The sequence below is a fragment of the Streptomyces sp. NPDC093064 genome (assembly GCF_044754605.1).
Classification (GTDB): Bacteria; Actinomycetota; Actinomycetes; order Streptomycetales; family Streptomycetaceae; genus Streptomyces.
Genome location: NZ_JBIVPK010000015.1, coordinates 116919 through 132106, shown reverse-complemented (window position 1 = coordinate 132106; position 15188 = coordinate 116919). Strand labels below are relative to the sequence as shown.

The following is a 15188-nucleotide window of genomic DNA, read 5'->3' as shown; positions in this document are numbered from 1 at the left end:
CACCGGGCCGGGAAGTCCCGCCGCTCCAGGACTTCCCGGCTGGGCCACGGGGTCAGGGCCGTCAGCCCCGGCGCCGCCGTGCCACGGCCAGCGCGCCTCCACCCGCCGCCAGCAGGACGGCGGAGCCCGCCGCCAGGTAGGGGGTGAGGGAGCTGCCGCCCGTCTCCGCGAGGTCGACGGTCTTCTTCTCGGCTGCGGCCTGCGGCTTCACATCGGCGCTCTGGGGCTTCACGTCGCTGCTCTGGGGCTTCTCGTCGGTGCCCTGGGGCTTGTCGTCGCCGCCCTGGTCGGCGGGCGGGGCCGCCTCCTTCTCCGGCGCCGTCGGGGACTCGCACGTCGCCTTGGCGAGGGTGACCGTGCCCTCCACCTCGGCCACGTTCAGCTCGAGCGGGTTGACGGAGACCTTGAGTTCCAGGGCCGTCGCCGCGGCCGTGCGGGAGGTCGTCTCACGCTTGGACAGGTCCAGGCGGACCTCGCCGACGCCGGGGACACGGACGTCGGTCGTGCCGCCGGCGGTGAGCGTCACCCTCTTGCCGAGCACCCTCACGGAGCCCAGGACGTTGCTGCTCGCCACCGGGGACTCGCCGGCCTCGCAGGTCGCCTTGGACGTGACCTGGTCGACCTCGATCAGGGACAGCAAGGGCAGGCCGGGGACGTGGATGCGGGCGTGGGCCAGTTGGACCATGCCCTCCGCCTTGTCCGCGGAGACGGTCGCGTCGGTCTTCGCCACGTCCGCGCGGATCACGCTGAAGGGCTTCCCGCCGTCGACGCCGTCGAGACGGGCGGTCAGTGCCGTCTGCTGCGCGCTCTGCGGTGCCTCGACCTCGTTGAGGGAGACGGCGAGCGGGACGTTCACCGTCTTGTTGAGCAGGGACACGTCCAGCTCGGTGCGCAGGACGGAGGCGCTCGCGTGGCCCTCCTGCCCACCGGTCGCGTGCGCGGAGCCCGCGCCGGCCAGCGTCACCGGGCCGGCGGCCAGGACGGTGGCCGCGGCGGCGGTGGCGCAACGGCGAGCGGACATGCGGAAGTTGTTGCCGTTCAAGGTGTGGGACCCCCAGAAAGGAATGCTTGGGACCCGGTAAGAATTACGTACTGAGGGTGAACGGTCAGCGATCTAGCGTGACTTCACCCCTTCGGGGGGTTTCCGACCGTCCTTTCGATTCTCCCGGCACGGACGTTCCCATCCGCCCCTCGCACATCCCCTCCGCGTACGAGCACACGAGGCACCACCCCGACGCCCACAACAGCGCGCACGCCACCGAAATCGGTGACGCCACACGTCAACGCCCGGTCCTCAGCCGGCCACCCTGCCGTTCAGGACCACCCGTCGCGGTACCGCCAGGGCGCGGACGTCCGCGCGCGGGTCCTCGTCGTAGACGACGAGGTCGGCGGGGGCGCCCTCGTCGAGGCCGGGGCGGCCCAGCCAGGTCCGGGCGGCCCAGGTCGTCGCCGAGAGTGCTTCGAGCGGCGGGATGCCGGCCTTGACCAGTTCGGCGACCTCGGCCGCCGCCAGGCCGTGGGGCAGGGAGCCGCCGGCGTCGGTGCCGACGTAGACCGGGATGCCGGCGTCGTAGGCGGCCCGGACCGTGTCGTAGCGGCGTTCGTGCAGGCGTCGCATATGGGCCGACCAGCGCGGGAACTTGGCCTCGCCGCCGGCGGCGAGGCGGGGGAAGGTGGCGATGTTGACGAGGGTCGGGACGATCGCGACGCCGCGTTCGGCGAACAGCGGGATCAGGTCCTCGGTCAGCCCCGTGGCGTGCTCGATGCAGTCGATGCCCGCCTCCACCAGGTCGCGCAGGGAGTCCTTCGCGAAACAGTGGGCCGTCACGCGCGCGCCCAGGCGGTGGGCCTCCGCTATCGCCGCCTCGACCGCCTCGCGCGGCCAGCAGGCCGACAGGTCGCCGAGGTCGCGGTCGATCCAGTCGCCGACCAGCTTGACCCAGCCGTCGCCGCGCCGGGCCTCCTGGGCGACGTAGGCGACCAGGTCCTCCGGCTCGATCTCCCAGGCATAGTTGCGGATGTAGCGGCGGGTGCGGGCGATGTGGCGGCCCGCGCGGATGATCTTCGGCAGGTCCTCGCGCTCGTCGATCCAGCGGGTGTCCGAGGGCGAGCCCGCGTCCCGGAGGAGGAGCGTGCCGGCCTCGCGGTCGGTGAGCGCCTGCTTCTCCGAGACGTCGTCGGGCACCGGTCCGTGCTCGTCGAGGCCGACGTGGCAGTGCGCGTCGACCAGGCCGGGCAGCACCCAGCCCTCGACGGTCGTCACGTCGGTGGCGCCGGCGGGACGGTCGTAGGAGATCCGGCCGTCGACCACCCACAACTCGTCCCGGACCTGATCCTCGTCCGGGCCGACGAGCACCCGACCCTTCACGTGCAGCACCGCGTGATCGCTCATGCACCGCACCTTAATGAGCCGGTGCCCGCAGCGGACCACCCGGTCCGGGGTCACCGGGTGAAAGCGGGGCAGACCCGCCGACTACGCTCGACGCGTTCACCCTCGCCCGTACGAAGAGAGCACCGCCGTGACGAACCCGTTCCTGGACCTCGCTCCGCTGAGCGCCGACCGATTCGCCTCGATCGAGGACCGGGTGGCGCGGCTGCTGGGCACCGAGCAGGATGTCGTGATCACGCAGGGCGAGGCGCTGCTGCCGCTGGAGGGCGCGATCAGAGGGACGGCCGGCCCCGGCACGACCGCGCTGAACGTGATCACCGGGCCGTACGGGCAGACGTTCGGCAACTGGCTGCGCGACTGCGGCGCGACGGTGTACGACCTGTCGGTGCCGTACCACACGGCGGCCACGGCGGACCAGGTCAGGGAGGCTTTCGCCGAGCACCCGGAGATCGACTTCGTGTCGCTGGTGCACGCGGAGGCGGCGACCGGCAACACCAACCCGGTCGCGGAGATCGGCAAGGCCGTGTCGGAGCAGGGCGCACTGTTCTACCTGGACGCCGTGGCCTCGGTCGGCGCGGAACCGGTGCTGCCGGACGCGTGGGGTGTGGACCTGTGCGTGATCGGGGCGCAGAAGGCGATGGGCGGGCCGGCCGGGGTGTCGGCGGTGTCGGTCAGCGAGCGCGCCTGGGCCCGGATGGCGGCGAACCCGCAGGCGCCGCGCCGCTCCTACCTGTCCCTGCTGGACTGGAAGGAGCGCTGGATCGACGGCGGCCGCAAGGCGCTGCTGCACGCGCCCGCGCAGTTGGAGATGCTGGCGCTCGAGGCCTGTCTCGAGCGCATCGAGGCGGTCGGCCTGGACGCGGTGATGCAACGCCACCGCCGCGCCGCCGCGGCCACCCGCGCGGGTGCGCACGCCCTCGGCGGCGGCCTGGAGCCGTACGTGCACGAGGCGTCCGAGGCGGCCCCGGTCGCCACCACCCTGCGGGCCCCGTCGGGCATCGACGCCTCCGAGCTGGTGGCCCGCGCCCTGGCGGCCGACCCCGCCCTCCCGCTGGCCGCGGGCGGCGGCCCGCTCGCCAAGGAGATGATCCGCGTCAACCACTACGGGACGGACGCCACCCGGGACGTGGTCGAGGCCGCCCTGACGGCCCTGGGCGCCGCCCTGACCGGCCTCGGCACGACCGTGGACGTCGCGGCAGCCCGGAACGCGGTCGCGGAGGCCTGGCGGCCGTAGGCACGCGGACGGCGACAGGCACGCGGACGGCGGGCTGGCCGGGGACCGGGATGTGGTGGTGTTCGTGAACATGAGGGCGACACGATCGAGGACTACGCCCGGCACAATGGCGGGCCCGCATTCTCCAAAAGCGGATGGACGGGATTAACGGGGCCTGTCGGCGAAGTAATTCGGGAATTCAATTCCGGGCAGCTTCCCATATTCTTCTGCCCCGTTTCCCCGGGCCTAAACGCAGAGATTTCATGAACGCTCGGCGACACAATTCGAAGGCCCCGGGCAGCGTTATGCGACTGTGACGCACTCCACAAAAGCGACCCTTTTGCCCAGTAAATTACGCACAAACCCACTCGCATCGCTGCCCTCTCGCGCGATCACGCGCCCGCGCGATAACACACGAGTCCGGTTCACGTAAGGCCTCAGGGCGATGCAATTTTGAATTCTGCTCGGTAAGTTCATTCCACATGACTGCCGCCCAAGCAGACCTGCATTCCCCCCACACAGAATTGCCCGAGGCGCTCCGCATCGAGCGTCCCGCCCCCACCGACGGCGCCGCACTCTGGCGGCTCGCGAAGGAATCCGGGACGCTCGATGTGAACTCCTCGTACAGCTATCTCCTCTGGTGCCGCGACTTCGCCGCCACGTCCGCGGTGGCGCGCGACGCCGACGGCGAGCCGGTCGGTTTCGTCACCGGATACGTGCGGCCCGACCGCCCGCACACCCTGCTCGTGTGGCAGGTGGCGGTGGACGCCGGCCACCAAGGCCGGGGCCTGGCCGCCCGGCTGCTCGACGCGCTCACCGCCCGGGTCGCCGCCGAGCGCGGGCTCACCTCCGTGGAGACCACGATCACCCCGGGCAACACCGCCTCCGAGCGGCTCTTCACCTCCTACGCCGCCCGGCACGGCGCCACGGTCGAGCGCGAGGTCCTGTTCGGGGCCGAGCAGTTCCCGGACGGGCCGCACGACCCGGAGGTCCTCCACCGGATCGGTCCACTCTCCTTCTGACCGCTCCCCCTCCGGCTCTCCGGCCCCCGGCCACCTCTCCCTCCCCCGCCTCCCTCTCACTCCCCCACCGAGGAGCGATTCGTCGTGACCATCACCCAGCCCGACCTGAGCGTCTTCGAGACCCTGGAGTCCGAGGTGCGCAGCTACTGCCGCGGCTGGCCCACCGTCTTCGACCAGGCGCGCGGCAGCCGCATGTACGACGAGGACGGCCACGAGTACCTCGACTTCTTCGCGGGCGCAGGCTCGCTCAACTACGGCCACAACAACCCCGTACTGAAACGGGCGTTGATCGACTACCTGGAGCGCGACGGGGTCACCCACGGGCTCGACATGTCGACCACCGCCAAGCGCACGTTCCTCCAGACCTTCCAGAACCTGGTCCTGCGCCCGCGCGACCTGCCGTACAAGGTGATGTTCCCGGGCCCGACCGGCACCAACGCCGTGGAGTCGGCGCTGAAGCTGGCCCGCAAGGTCAAGGGGCGCGAGGCGATCGTGTCGTTCACCAACGCCTTCCACGGCATGTCGCTGGGTTCCCTGGCCGTCACCGGGAACGCCTTCAAGCGGGCCGGCGCCGGCATCCCGCTCGTGCACGGCACGCCCATGCCGTTCGACAACTACTTCGACGGCAAGGTCCCGGACTTCCTGTGGTTCGAGCGGCTGCTGGAGGACCAGGGTTCCGGTCTGAACAAGCCGGCCGCCGTGATCGTCGAGACCGTGCAGGGCGAGGGCGGCATCAACGTCGCCCGGCCCGAGTGGCTGCGCGCGCTCAAGGAGCTGTGCGAGCGGCAGGACATGCTGCTGATCGTCGACGACATCCAGATGGGGTGCGGGCGCACCGGGGCCTTCTTCTCCTTCGAGGAGGCCGGGATCGTGCCCGACATCGTCACCGTCTCCAAGTCCATCAGCGGCTACGGCCTGCCGATGTCGCTGTGTCTGTTCCGGCCGGAGCTGGACGTGTGGGAGCCGGGCGAGCACAACGGCACCTTCCGCGGCAACAACCCGGCGTTCGTCACGGCCACCGCCGCCCTGGAGGCCTACTGGACGGACGGCTCGGCGATGGAGAAGCAGACCCGCGCCCGCGGTGAGCTGCTCGAGCAGTGGCTGATCTCGATCACCGAGGAGAACCTCGCGGACGTCAGGGAGTACCGGGGCCGGGGCCTGGTGTGGGGCCTGGAGTTCCACGACCCGCAGCGGGCCGGGCGGATCGCGCGGCGCGCCTTCGACCTCGGGCTGCTGGTCGAGACGTCCGGCCCGCAGGGCGAGGTCGTCAAGCTGCTGCCGGCGCTGACCATCAGCCCCGAGGAACTGGACGAGGGCATGAGCGTCCTCGCCCGCGCGGTCCGCGAGACCGCCTGACCACCGAGCGGCGGAGCACCAGAACACCGCAACACCGGAACCCCGGAACCCTGGAACCCCAAAAAAATCGACGCAAGGAGGCGCGTACCACCGTGATCGTCCGTTCGTTCAAGGACATCGAAGGCACCGACCGGCATGTGAAGGCCGCGTCCGGCACCTGGGAGAGCAAGCGCATCGTTCTCGCCAAGGAGAAGGTCGGCTTCTCCGTGCACGAGACGATCCTGTACGCGGGTACGGAGACGTCGATGTGGTACGCGAACCACATCGAGGCCGTCGTCTGCGTCGAGGGCGAGGCCGAGCTGACCGACCGCGAGACCGGGAAGACCTACACGATCACGCCCGGGACCATGTACCTCCTCGACGGCCACGAGCGGCACACGCTCCGCGTCAAGGAGGACTTCCGCTGCATCTGCGTGTTCAACCCGCCCGTCACCGGCCGGGAGGACCACGACGAGAACGGCGTCTACCCCCTGCTCCGCGAGCCCGAGGAGGTGTGAACACCACCATGACCGACGTCACCGACCTGTACCCCACCCGCGGCGCCACCGAGGTGACCACTCCCCGTCAGGACCCGGTCGTCTGGGGCTCCCCCGACACGCCCGGACCGTTCGACGCCGCCGGCCTCCAGTCGTTCGAGCGCGACGGCTTCCTCGCCGTCGACCAGTTGATCTCCGAGGACGAGGTCGCCGTCTACCGGCGGGAGCTGGACCGGCTGGTGGGCGACCCGGCGATCCGGGCCGACGAACGCTCCATCGTGGAGCCGACATCCAAGGAGATCCGCTCGGTCTTCGAGGTGCACCGGATCAGCGAGGTGTTCGCCCGGCTGGTGCGGGACGAGCGCGTCGTCGGGCGAGCCCGGCAGATCCTCGGCTCGGACGTGTACGTCCACCAGTCGCGGATCAACGTCAAGCCGGGCTTCGGGGCCAGCGGCTTCTACTGGCACTCGGACTTCGAGACCTGGCACGCCGAGGACGGCCTGCCGAACATGCGGACGGTGTCCGTCTCGATCGCGCTGACCGAGAACTACGACACCAACGGCGGCCTCATGATCATGCCGGGGTCGCACCGGACGTTCCTCGGCTGTGCGGGGGCCACGCCGAAGGACAACTACAAGAAGTCGCTTCAGATGCAGGACGCGGGCACGCCGTCCGACGAGGCGCTGACCGCCCTGGCCGGGCAGTACGGCATCAGGCTGTTCACGGGCAGGGCCGGTTCGGCCACCTGGTTCGACTGCAACTGCATGCACGGCTCCGGCGACAACATCACGCCGTTCCCGCGCAGCAACGTGTTCATCGTCTTCAACAGCGTGGAGAACGCGGCGGTGGACCCGTTCTCGGCGCCGGTACGGCGTCCGGAGTTCATTGGGGCGCGGGACTTCACCCCGGTGCGGTGACCCGTGGGTGATACGGATCGGGGCCTCCTCGTGTGGGACGGGAGGCCCCGGCCCGTGTCCGGATCCCGGCGGCGGCCTCAGCCGGCCAGCGCGTCCAGCAGGCGGTCGACGTCGGCGGGCGTGTTGTAGAGGTGGAACGCGGCCCGCAGATTGCCCGCGCGCTGGGAGACCTCGATGCCCTTGGCGCTCAACTCGCCCTGGCGGGAGCCGAGTCCGGGCACGGCGACGATCGGGGAGCCCGGCGCCGGGACCGGTTCGTGGCCGAGGGAGCGCAGCCCTGCGCGGAAGCGGTCGGCGAGCGCGAGGTCGTGGGCGCGTACGGCGGACACGCCGAGTTCCTCGACGAGTTCGAGTGAGCGGCGGGCGCCCGCGTAGCAGAAGAGGGCGGGACTCTCGTCGAACCGCCGTGCGGAGTGGGCGAGTTCTTCGACGGGGCCGTAGCAGCTGTCCCAGGGCCGTTCCCCCGCCACCCAGCCCGCAAACAGCGGGTCGAGGCCGCCGAGGTCGTCGGGGACGACCAGGAAGGCCACGCCCCGCGGGCACAGGAGCCACTTGAAGGCGACGGCGCTGACGTAGTCGTAGGCGTCCGCGTCGAGGTCCAGCCAGCCGGCGGCCTGGGAGGCGTCGACGTACACGCGCGCGCCGTGCTCGCGCGCGGCCGCGCGGATGGCGGGCAGGTCGGCGACGCGGCCGTCGGCCGACTGTGCGGCGCTCACCGCGACCAGGGCCGTGCCGGGCCGTACCGCCTCGGCGATCCGCTCCAGCGGTGCGCTGCGCACCTTCAGGTCCCGGCGGATGTGGAAGGGGTTCACCAGGGAGCTGAAGTCGCCCTCGGCGGTGAGGACTTCGCCGCCCTCGGGCAGTGCGGCGGCGATCAGCCCGGTGTAGACGGCGACGGAGGCGCCGGCCGCCACGCGCCGGTCCGGCACCTTCATCAGCCGGGCGAAGGAGGCACGGGCGGCCTCGACGTCGGCGAACATGTCGGTCGGCTGCCCGGCGGCGGCCGCCGCCACGGCGGTGCCCAGGGCCTCCACGGTACGGGCAGGCAGGAGACCGAGGGTCGCGCTGTTCAGATAGGTGGTCTTCGGGGCGAACTCGGCGCGGACGAGGGTCTCGAAGGTTTCCATGGATCCACTGTGCGGCCCGTCGCGGCCCCCGTCCATCGCGCGTTTCTACGCAGGTCCGCGAAAGATTCCTTATGGATCCGCCGCGACCTGCGGTTCGTCCTCGCCGCTCAGCTCCGCGGCACCGCGCATCCGTCCGGGCCGCAGGCGTCCCCGTCCGCGTCGCCGCCCTGGAAAAGGGTCAGCGGCGAGCGTTCGCCCCATGCCTGGGTGAGGGCCTGGGTGAAGACGTCGGCGGGCTGGGCACCGGAGACGCCGTACTTCCGGTCGAGCACGAAGAACGGCACGCCGGAGGCACCGAGTTGCGCGGCCTCCTGCTCGTCGGCGCGGACCTCGGCGGCGTAGGCGTCGGGGTCGGCGAGCACCTTCCGGGCGGCGTCGGCGTCGAGCCCGGCGGCGATGGCCAGCTCCACCAGCCGCTCGTCGCCCTCGGTGAAGACGGACCGCTCCTCGGCGAAGTTCGCCCGGTACAGCGCGTCCAGCAGCTCGCTCTGCCTGCCGTGCTCCTTGGCGAGGTGCAGCAGGCGGTGCATGTCGAAGGTGCTGCCGTGGTCCCGGCCCCGGGTGCGGTACGCGAGCCCTTCGGCGGCGGCCTGCCGTCCCAGGTTCTCCTCGCCGTCGTGCGCCTGGGCCTCGCTCATCCCGTACTTTTTGGTGAGCATGGTGATCACCGGCTGCACGTCGTCCCTGGCCCGCCTCGGATCCAGCTCGAACGACCGGTGCACCACCTCGACCTGCTCCCGGTGCGGGAAGGCCCCGAGTGCCTTCTCGAAGCGCGCCTTCCCGACGTAGCACCAGGGACAGGCGATGTCCGACCAGATCTCGACGCGCATGCTCTCGGCTCTCTCCCGCTCGTACGGAAGCGGAGGTGGACGTCCTCCGCCGGGTCCGTGAACGTTCAATCAGCGGGTTTCATTCCCCGGTCACCGTGTAGCGCAGCCCCAGATGGTGGCCGCCCTCGTCGGCGGGCCGCAGCGGATCCGGAGTCCAGCCCTGCCGGGCGTAGAAGCGCTGTGCCCGTTCGTTGCCGGTGTGCACTTCCAGGACGGCCGTCCGCCTGCCGTCGGTGCGCCACTGCTCGACGCAGGCCGCGTGCAGCGCCGTGCCGATGCCCGAGCGCCAGCGGCCGGGGTCGACGTGGAACTGGAACAGCGTGACCGTGTCCGCGGGGCCGTCCGACGGGGTGCGGAAGGAGGCGATGCCGACGATGCGGCCCTGGTCGACGGCGCACAGCACATGGCCGTCGGGGCGCGCGATGGCCTCGTGCCATCGCGCGGTCCAGTCGGCGTCGGCATCCGGGATGCCGTCCGGGGAGTACGTGGACCGCGCGCGCACCATCAGGTCGGAGACGGCCTCCGCCTCGGCGGGTACGGCCGTACGGATCACCAGGCGTCCGCCCGCACTGTTGTCGATCATGCGAGGGAGGACGCGGAGGCCCGGCGATCCGGTTCCGTGCTGTACGGGGTCAGCGCTCCAGGTGGCCGTTGAAGCGACGGGGCAGCCCGAGCGGGTTGCCGTCGCGCAACTCGGGCGGGAGCAGCGCCTCCGGGGCGTTCTGGTACGCCACCGGGCGCATCCACCGCTCGATCGCCGTACCGCCGACGGAGGTGGACGTCGAGGTCGTCGCGGGGTAGGGGCCGCCGTGGTGCTGGGCGGGGGCCACCGCGACACCGGTCGGCCAGCCGTTGACGAGTACGCGTCCGGCGAGCGGGGTCAGCCGGGCGAGCAGTTCGGCGCCGCGTCCCTGGCCGGCCGCCTCCTCGGTGGACAGGTGCACGGTCGCGCTGAGGTTGCCGGGCAGCCGCGACAGGACGGCCTCGGCCTCGGTCTCGTTCTCGTAGCGGGCGACCACGGTGACCGGTCCGAAGCACTCCTCCAGGAGCAGGTCGTGCTCCCCGTCCTCGGTGAGCTTCTCGGCCGGCACGGTCAGGAAGCCCGCGCTGACCGAGTGCTCGCCGCCCGCGCCCGGGGTGACCGGCGACTCGACGCCGGGCAGTGCGGAGCGCTCGGCGATGCCGGTGAGGAAGTTGTCGCGCATCCGGTGGTCGAGCAGGACGCCCGGGTCGGTGTCGCTGACGGCGTCGGTGAGCGACTTGACCAGGCCGTCGCCCGCGGCTCCGGACGGCACGAGGACCAGTCCGGGCTTCACGCAGAACTGCCCGACCCCCATCGTCATCGACCCGGCCAGCCCGGTCCCGATGGCCTCGGCCCGCTCGGCGGCCGCCGCCTCGGTGACGAGGACCGGGTTGAGCGACCCCAGCTCGCCGTGGAACGGGATCGGCGCCGGCCGCGCGGCCGCCGCGTCGAACAGGGCCCGGCCGCCGCGCACGGAACCGGTGAAGCCGGCGGCCGCCACCAGCGGGTGCCCGACGAGTTCGACGCCCGCCTCGAAGCCGTGGACGAGACCGATCACGGACTCGGGGATGCCGTGGTGCGCGGCCGCTCCGCGCAGCACCCTGGCGACCAGTTCGGACAGTGCCGGGTGGTCGGGGTGCGCCTTGACGACGACGGGGCAGCCCGCGGCGAGCGCGCTCGCGGTGTCGCCGCCGGCGACCGAGAAGGCGAAGGGGAAGTTGGAGGCGGAGTAGACGGCGACGACCCCGAGCGGCACCTTGAAGCGGCGCAGGTCCGGGATCGGCGGGGCCGCGGTGGCGTCGGGGTGGTTGATGATCACGTCGAGGAAGGCGCCCTCGTCGACGATGTCCGCGAAGGCCCGCAACTGGTAGCAGGTCCGGGCCAGTTCGCCGGTGAGCCGGACCGGTCCGAGCGCGGTCTCGGCGTCGGCGGCCTCGACGAGCCGGCCCCGGGCCCCTTCCAGTCGCTCGGCGGCGGAGCGCAGGAAGGCCGCGCGGACGGCGCGGTCGGCGAGCGCCCCGCGCGCCTCGTGCGCGGCCCGCACGACGGCGTCCACCTCCTGCGCTGTGGCCTCCACCGCAACCTGTTCCCGCTGCTTCCCGGTACGGGGGTCGACACTCCAGACTGGTGCTGCCACCGCGGATCCCTCCACATGTCTTGCCGCAGTATCCGGCCGGTCCCTACGGTCGGCCGGATTCGGGTCACCACCAGGGCGTTCGATATGCTGAACGCTGTCTCTGATGATGAATACACTGTCGGAGACTATATCTCCAGCTTCTCCTCGAACGAAGGGGTCCAGGGCGATGTCGGCAGGCGACGCAGGCGGCGGGGCGCAGGTCAAGTCCGCGGTACGGACCGTGGAGTTGCTCGAGTTCTTCGCCGGCCGGCCCGGTATGCACTCGCTGGTCGCGGTCCAGGAGGCCGTCGGCTATCCCAAGTCCAGCCTGTACATGCTGCTCCGCACGCTCGTCGAGCTGGGCTGGGTGGAGACCGACGCCACCGGCACGCGCTACGGCATCGGCGTGCGGGCGCTGCTCGTCGGCACCTCCTACATCGACGGCGACGAGGTGGTCGCGGCGGCCCGTCCCACGCTGGACCGGCTGTCCGACGACACCACCGAGACGATCCACCTCGCCCGTCTGGACGGCACGAACGTCGTCTACCTGGCCACCCGCCAGTCGCAGCACTATCTGCGCCCCTTCACCCGGGTCGGCCGCCGCCTGCCCGCCCACTCCACCTCGCTGGGCAAAGCACTGCTGAGCACGTACACGGACGAGCAGGTGCGCAAGATGCTCCCCGAGACGCTGCCCGCGCTGACGGAGCACACCATCACCGACCGCGAGCGGCTCATCGAGGAGCTGCATCAGATCCGCGAGCAGGGGTACGCCGTCGACCGCGAGGAGAACACCCTGGGCCTGCGCTGCTTCGGGGTGGCGATCCCGTACCGCACCCCGGCCCGGGACGCGGTCAGCTGCTCGGTCCCGGTGGCGCGTCTGACGCCGGCGCACGAGCAGATGGTGAAGGATGCTCTCTTCGACGCCCGTGACCGACTGACGCTCGCCACCCGGAGGCTGTGACACATGGAGGTCGTACTCCGCGAGGTCCACGACAGCGATCTGCCGGTGTTCTTCCGGCAGATGAACGACCCGGAGGCGCTGCGGATGGCCGCCTTCACCCCGAAGGACCCGGCCGACCACGAGGCTTTCGAGGCGCACTGGCGAAGGCTGCGCGCCTCTTCCGTCGTGCTGCGCACCGTCCTGCTGGACGGTGACGTGGTCGGCAGCGCCGCCGTCTACGGCGAGCCGGGCGAGCGCGAGGTCACCTACTGGGTGGACCGCGCCTACTGGGGCCGTGGCGTCGCCACGGCCGCGCTGCGCGCCCTGCTGGCCGAGGTCCCCGAACGCCCGCTGTACGCGCGGGCGGCGGCGGACAACGCCGGCTCGCTGCGGGTGCTCGCCAAATGCGGCTTCCGGGAGTCCGCGCGGGCCCGGGGGTTCGCCGAGGCGCGCGGCGAGGAGATCGACGAGGTGGTGCTGTCGCTGGGGGCCGACGCCGGGTGACAACGGGCGCACGCGTGATGTGCCCCGCCCGGCCTCGTGGAGCGGGCGGGGCACGTCATGTGCCTAGCCGACGAAGTACGTCGGGTTGGGCAGCTTGAACCCACGCTCGGCGTGGCCGCCGTCGAGGTCGGAGTACTGGTCGCCGAAGTTGGCGACGATGTCGTACCCGAGGTCCTCGATGTGCTTGCGGGTGCCGGACTTGTACTGGACGGTGGTGCACTTCCAGGCGCCCGGGGTGGCGCAGTCCTTCAGGTAGGACGGCGGGTTGGCCGCGTCCTTGAGGAACATGTGCGCGGCGTCGAGGTTGACGTCGGCGCCGATCTTCTTCAGGTTCTCCACGGCGGCGGAGCGCTGTGCCTCGCTCAGGCCGGAGTTGTAGAAGACCTCGACGCCCTTCTTCGCGGCGTACTGCACGAGTTCGGGGCTGCCGAAGACCGCCGGGCGGTCGGCCTTGTTGACATAGGCCGCCCAGGTGGCGCTGTTGTAGCCGTAGCTGTTCTTCTTCTCGTAGTCCAGGCTGAGCAGCAGCGTGTCGTCGATGTCGAAGACGACGGCCGGCTTGTTCTTGCCCTTGTGGTCCGCCTTGTCCGCCGCCTTGTCGATCCACTTCCTGGCGTCGGCGTCGACGCGCGCGAGGTCCTTGGCGTACGGGCTGTCCGGGGACGCCTGGTAGACGCCGTCGGCGTCGGGCTTGGTGCCGTAGTAGGTGTCGATGTCCTGGGTGAGGAGCCCGATGTTGTAGGGCTCGTGGGTGGAGTTGGCGGTCGACTGACCTGCGGTGGCCGCACCGGCACCGTAGATCACGGCACCGGTGAGGACGCAGGTGGCGGCGAGGGCAGCGATACGCAGTGGCTTGTGCATGAGTCGTTTTCTACGCGCGTCACCCCCGGATGCGCGAGACCGTGCGGGGTACCTTTTGCCCGATCGATATCCGGCGTGGCCGACAATTCGCCTGCGCCACCCGCCGTTCACCTCGGCCGGTCACGCGCCGTCAGCGCCCCTGCCACGGCGTCCAGTCGCCGAGGTACGCCTCCCGGGTCGCCGTCCGGGCCTCGGCGCGGGTGAGCTGGGGACGGTCGGCCGGGTCGGTGATCCGCGCGCCGGGGCCGGAGTTGCGGTACTCGGCGAAACGCTGGTCCCGCCAGGGGTACGTGTCCGACATGTTGGCGTATGGCGTGACCGTGTCGATGCCCGCGCCGAGCCAGGTGTCGCGGACGGTCAGCATCGGGCGGGCGGTCGTGTCCGAGCTGGGCACCCAGGGGCGGGCGAGCTTGTAGCCGCCGTCCGGGGCCCGGCTGGTGACGCGGCCGTGCGTGACCAGGTAGCCGCGCGGGTTGGCGACCGCGGTGGAGGGCGCGAAGACGAAGCCGTACGGTGCCGCCGCCAGATCGCTGCGGTCCAGCGCGCGGAAGTGACAGTGCTCGAACACCGCGGTCGCCCGGCCGAAGACGAAGTCGACGTCGCCCTCGATGTGGCAGTGGGCGTAGTAGTGGCGGGCGAAGGCGGACAGGGTCCTGGTGTCGGCGTACAGGGTGTCCTGGTGGCCCAGGAAGCGGCAGTGCCAGAACGCCGAGCGGTCGCCCTGCACCTTGGCGGCGACGGCCTGGGTGCCGCTGACACCGGGGTGGTCGGCGCGCAGCCAGTCGTTGGCGAAGGTGATCCGGTGGGCGGTGAAGCCGTCCGCCTGAACGGTCGTGGTGGCCGATCCACTGGTGCCGTAGGTGCCGCCGTCGGGTCTGGGCGTGCCGGCCGCGTTGTCGTACACGATCACCACGTCGCGGGCGTCGCCCGTGGCGCCGATCCAGGTCATGTCCGTGCGGGTGGCGTCCACGGAGACGGTCTCCCCGTAGGTGCCCGGCGCGAGGACCAGGGTCCAGCCGCCGCCGGCGGCAGCGTTCACCGCGGCCTGCACCTGGGTGAAGTCGCCGCGGCCGTCCGGGTCGACGTAGAGGGTGCGCGGGTTATGGCGGGCGGCCGGTGAGCCGTGGCGGCCGAACGGCTGCGGCCGGGCGGCGGCACCGGCGGGCGGGGCGGCCAGGCCGAGCGCGGCACCGGCGAGCAGCAGTCCCCTTCTGGACAGGCCCTTTCCCGGCCGTCCCTTTCCAGGCAGGGACGGCGGGGACGGGCTGAGGTGGGGCGAGGGCATGCAGGTGCTCCTTCGCGGTGCGGCGGGTCGGCAGCGGTGGCGGGGCGGGGGGGGGGGGGCGCCCCCCCCCCCCCCGGGGGGGGGCGGGGCCGGCCCCCCCCCCCGCCCCCCCCGGGGGGGGGGCAAACCC

The 15188-nt window shown here is 71.7% G+C and carries 15 protein-coding genes; 7 read left to right on the top strand and 8 right to left on the bottom strand.

The annotated features are described in order from the left end of the window. Nucleotides 1–61 precede the first annotated feature (61 nt). Nucleotides 62–1042 (bottom strand): SCO1860 family LAETG-anchored protein, encoded by a 981-nt coding sequence (locus tag ACIQFZ_RS20225; RefSeq protein WP_383057415.1) that lies wholly within the window; start codon nucleotides 1040–1042, stop codon nucleotides 62–64. Nucleotides 1043–1294: 252 nt separating this feature from the next. Next, on the bottom strand, nucleotides 1295–2392 hold the full coding sequence (locus tag ACIQFZ_RS20220) for an amidohydrolase family protein (protein ID WP_383057413.1): 1098 nt from the start codon (nucleotides 2390–2392) through the stop codon (nucleotides 1295–1297). A 127-nt stretch (nucleotides 2393–2519) separates the two neighbouring features. On the opposite strand from ACIQFZ_RS20220, the gene ACIQFZ_RS20215 reads away from it, so the two are divergent. The 5 genes from ACIQFZ_RS20215 to thpD all read left to right on the top strand — a co-directional run bounded on the left by ACIQFZ_RS20215 (nucleotide 2520) and on the right by thpD (nucleotide 7373). Beyond that, nucleotides 2520–3623: a pyridoxal-phosphate-dependent aminotransferase family protein gene (locus tag ACIQFZ_RS20215; protein WP_402691820.1), complete on the top strand. Its 1104-nt coding sequence runs from the start codon at nucleotides 2520–2522 to the stop codon at nucleotides 3621–3623. Nucleotides 3624–4084: 461 nt separating this feature from the next. Continuing rightward, the gene (gene ectA, locus ACIQFZ_RS20210) at nucleotides 4085–4624 is read left to right on the top strand and encodes a diaminobutyrate acetyltransferase (RefSeq protein WP_365425101.1); all 540 of its coding nucleotides are present in this window, start codon (nucleotides 4085–4087) and stop codon (nucleotides 4622–4624) included. 84 nt (nucleotides 4625–4708) lie between these two features. Next, entirely contained in the window at nucleotides 4709–5980 is a 1272-nt protein-coding gene (gene ectB / locus ACIQFZ_RS20205; protein WP_376651366.1) for a diaminobutyrate--2-oxoglutarate transaminase, read from the top strand. A 92-nt stretch (nucleotides 5981–6072) separates the two neighbouring features. Further along, nucleotides 6073–6477 (top strand): ectoine synthase, encoded by a 405-nt coding sequence (locus ACIQFZ_RS20200; RefSeq protein WP_365425105.1) that lies wholly within the window; start codon nucleotides 6073–6075, stop codon nucleotides 6475–6477. Further along, complete coding sequence (gene thpD, locus ACIQFZ_RS20195) at nucleotides 6474–7373, top strand: ectoine hydroxylase (protein ID WP_402691819.1); 900 nt, start codon at nucleotides 6474–6476, stop codon at nucleotides 7371–7373. The genes ACIQFZ_RS20200 and thpD overlap by 4 nt, the downstream gene beginning before the upstream one ends. A 77-nt stretch (nucleotides 7374–7450) precedes the next feature. On the opposite strand, the gene ACIQFZ_RS20190 is transcribed toward thpD, so the two are convergent. The 4 genes from ACIQFZ_RS20190 to ACIQFZ_RS20175 all read right to left on the bottom strand — a co-directional run bounded on the left by ACIQFZ_RS20190 (nucleotide 7451) and on the right by ACIQFZ_RS20175 (nucleotide 11489). After that, entirely contained in the window at nucleotides 7451–8500 is a 1050-nt protein-coding gene (locus tag ACIQFZ_RS20190; RefSeq protein WP_402691818.1) for an aminotransferase class V-fold PLP-dependent enzyme, read from the bottom strand. A gap of 107 nt (nucleotides 8501–8607) precedes the next feature. Continuing rightward, nucleotides 8608–9330 (bottom strand): DsbA family oxidoreductase, encoded by a 723-nt coding sequence (locus tag ACIQFZ_RS20185; protein ID WP_402691817.1) that lies wholly within the window; start codon nucleotides 9328–9330, stop codon nucleotides 8608–8610. 79 nt (nucleotides 9331–9409) lie between these two features. Continuing rightward, nucleotides 9410–9913: a GNAT family N-acetyltransferase gene (locus ACIQFZ_RS20180; RefSeq protein ID WP_402691816.1), complete on the bottom strand. Its 504-nt coding sequence runs from the start codon at nucleotides 9911–9913 to the stop codon at nucleotides 9410–9412. Nucleotides 9914–9962: 49 nt separating this feature from the next. Continuing rightward, entirely contained in the window at nucleotides 9963–11489 is a 1527-nt protein-coding gene (locus ACIQFZ_RS20175) for an aldehyde dehydrogenase (NADP(+)) (protein ID WP_402691815.1), read from the bottom strand. A 166-nt stretch (nucleotides 11490–11655) separates the two neighbouring features. Between ACIQFZ_RS20175 and ACIQFZ_RS20170 the strand changes: the two genes are divergently transcribed. Together ACIQFZ_RS20170 and ACIQFZ_RS20165 are read left to right on the top strand one after the other, a co-directional pair. Continuing rightward, nucleotides 11656–12429 (top strand): IclR family transcriptional regulator, encoded by a 774-nt coding sequence (locus ACIQFZ_RS20170; protein ID WP_402691814.1) that lies wholly within the window; start codon nucleotides 11656–11658, stop codon nucleotides 12427–12429. Nucleotides 12430–12432: 3 nt separating this feature from the next. After that, on the top strand, nucleotides 12433–12912 hold the full coding sequence (locus tag ACIQFZ_RS20165) for a GNAT family N-acetyltransferase (RefSeq protein ID WP_365433390.1): 480 nt from the start codon (nucleotides 12433–12435) through the stop codon (nucleotides 12910–12912). Between the two features lie 63 nt (nucleotides 12913–12975). Here ACIQFZ_RS20165 and ACIQFZ_RS20160 read toward each other — a convergent pair whose 3' ends face one another. Together ACIQFZ_RS20160 and ACIQFZ_RS20155 are read right to left on the bottom strand one after the other, a co-directional pair. Next, entirely contained in the window at nucleotides 12976–13773 is a 798-nt protein-coding gene (locus ACIQFZ_RS20160; protein WP_365433387.1) for an HAD family acid phosphatase, read from the bottom strand. Nucleotides 13774–13903: 130 nt separating this feature from the next. Next, a complete protein-coding gene (locus ACIQFZ_RS20155; protein WP_402691813.1) occupies nucleotides 13904–15058 on the bottom strand; it encodes a pectinesterase family protein in 1155 nt (384 codons plus the stop codon). Between the last annotated feature and the right edge of the window lie 130 nt (nucleotides 15059–15188).

Excerpts from the sequence above, each read along its gene's own strand:
- ACIQFZ_RS20165 (WP_365433390.1), top strand. The coding sequence starts at position 12,433 with ATGGAGGTCGTACTCCGCGAGGTCCACGACAGCGATCTGCCGGTGTTC.
- ACIQFZ_RS20180 (WP_402691816.1), bottom strand. The coding sequence starts at position 9,913 with ATGATCGACAACAGTGCGGGCGGACGCCTGGTGATCCGTACGGCCGTA.
- ACIQFZ_RS20220 (WP_383057413.1), bottom strand. The coding sequence starts at position 2,392 with ATGAGCGATCACGCGGTGCTGCACGTGAAGGGTCGGGTGCTCGTCGGC.
- ACIQFZ_RS20160 (WP_365433387.1), bottom strand. The coding sequence starts at position 13,773 with ATGCACAAGCCACTGCGTATCGCTGCCCTCGCCGCCACCTGCGTCCTC.
- ACIQFZ_RS20190 (WP_402691818.1), bottom strand. The coding sequence starts at position 8,500 with ATGGAAACCTTCGAGACCCTCGTCCGCGCCGAGTTCGCCCCGAAGACC.
- ACIQFZ_RS20170 (WP_402691814.1), top strand. The coding sequence starts at position 11,656 with ATGTCGGCAGGCGACGCAGGCGGCGGGGCGCAGGTCAAGTCCGCGGTA.
- ACIQFZ_RS20185 (WP_402691817.1), bottom strand. The coding sequence starts at position 9,330 with ATGCGCGTCGAGATCTGGTCGGACATCGCCTGTCCCTGGTGCTACGTC.
- ectA (WP_365425101.1), top strand. The coding sequence starts at position 4,085 with ATGACTGCCGCCCAAGCAGACCTGCATTCCCCCCACACAGAATTGCCC.
- ACIQFZ_RS20155 (WP_402691813.1), bottom strand. The coding sequence starts at position 15,058 with ATGCCCTCGCCCCACCTCAGCCCGTCCCCGCCGTCCCTGCCTGGAAAG.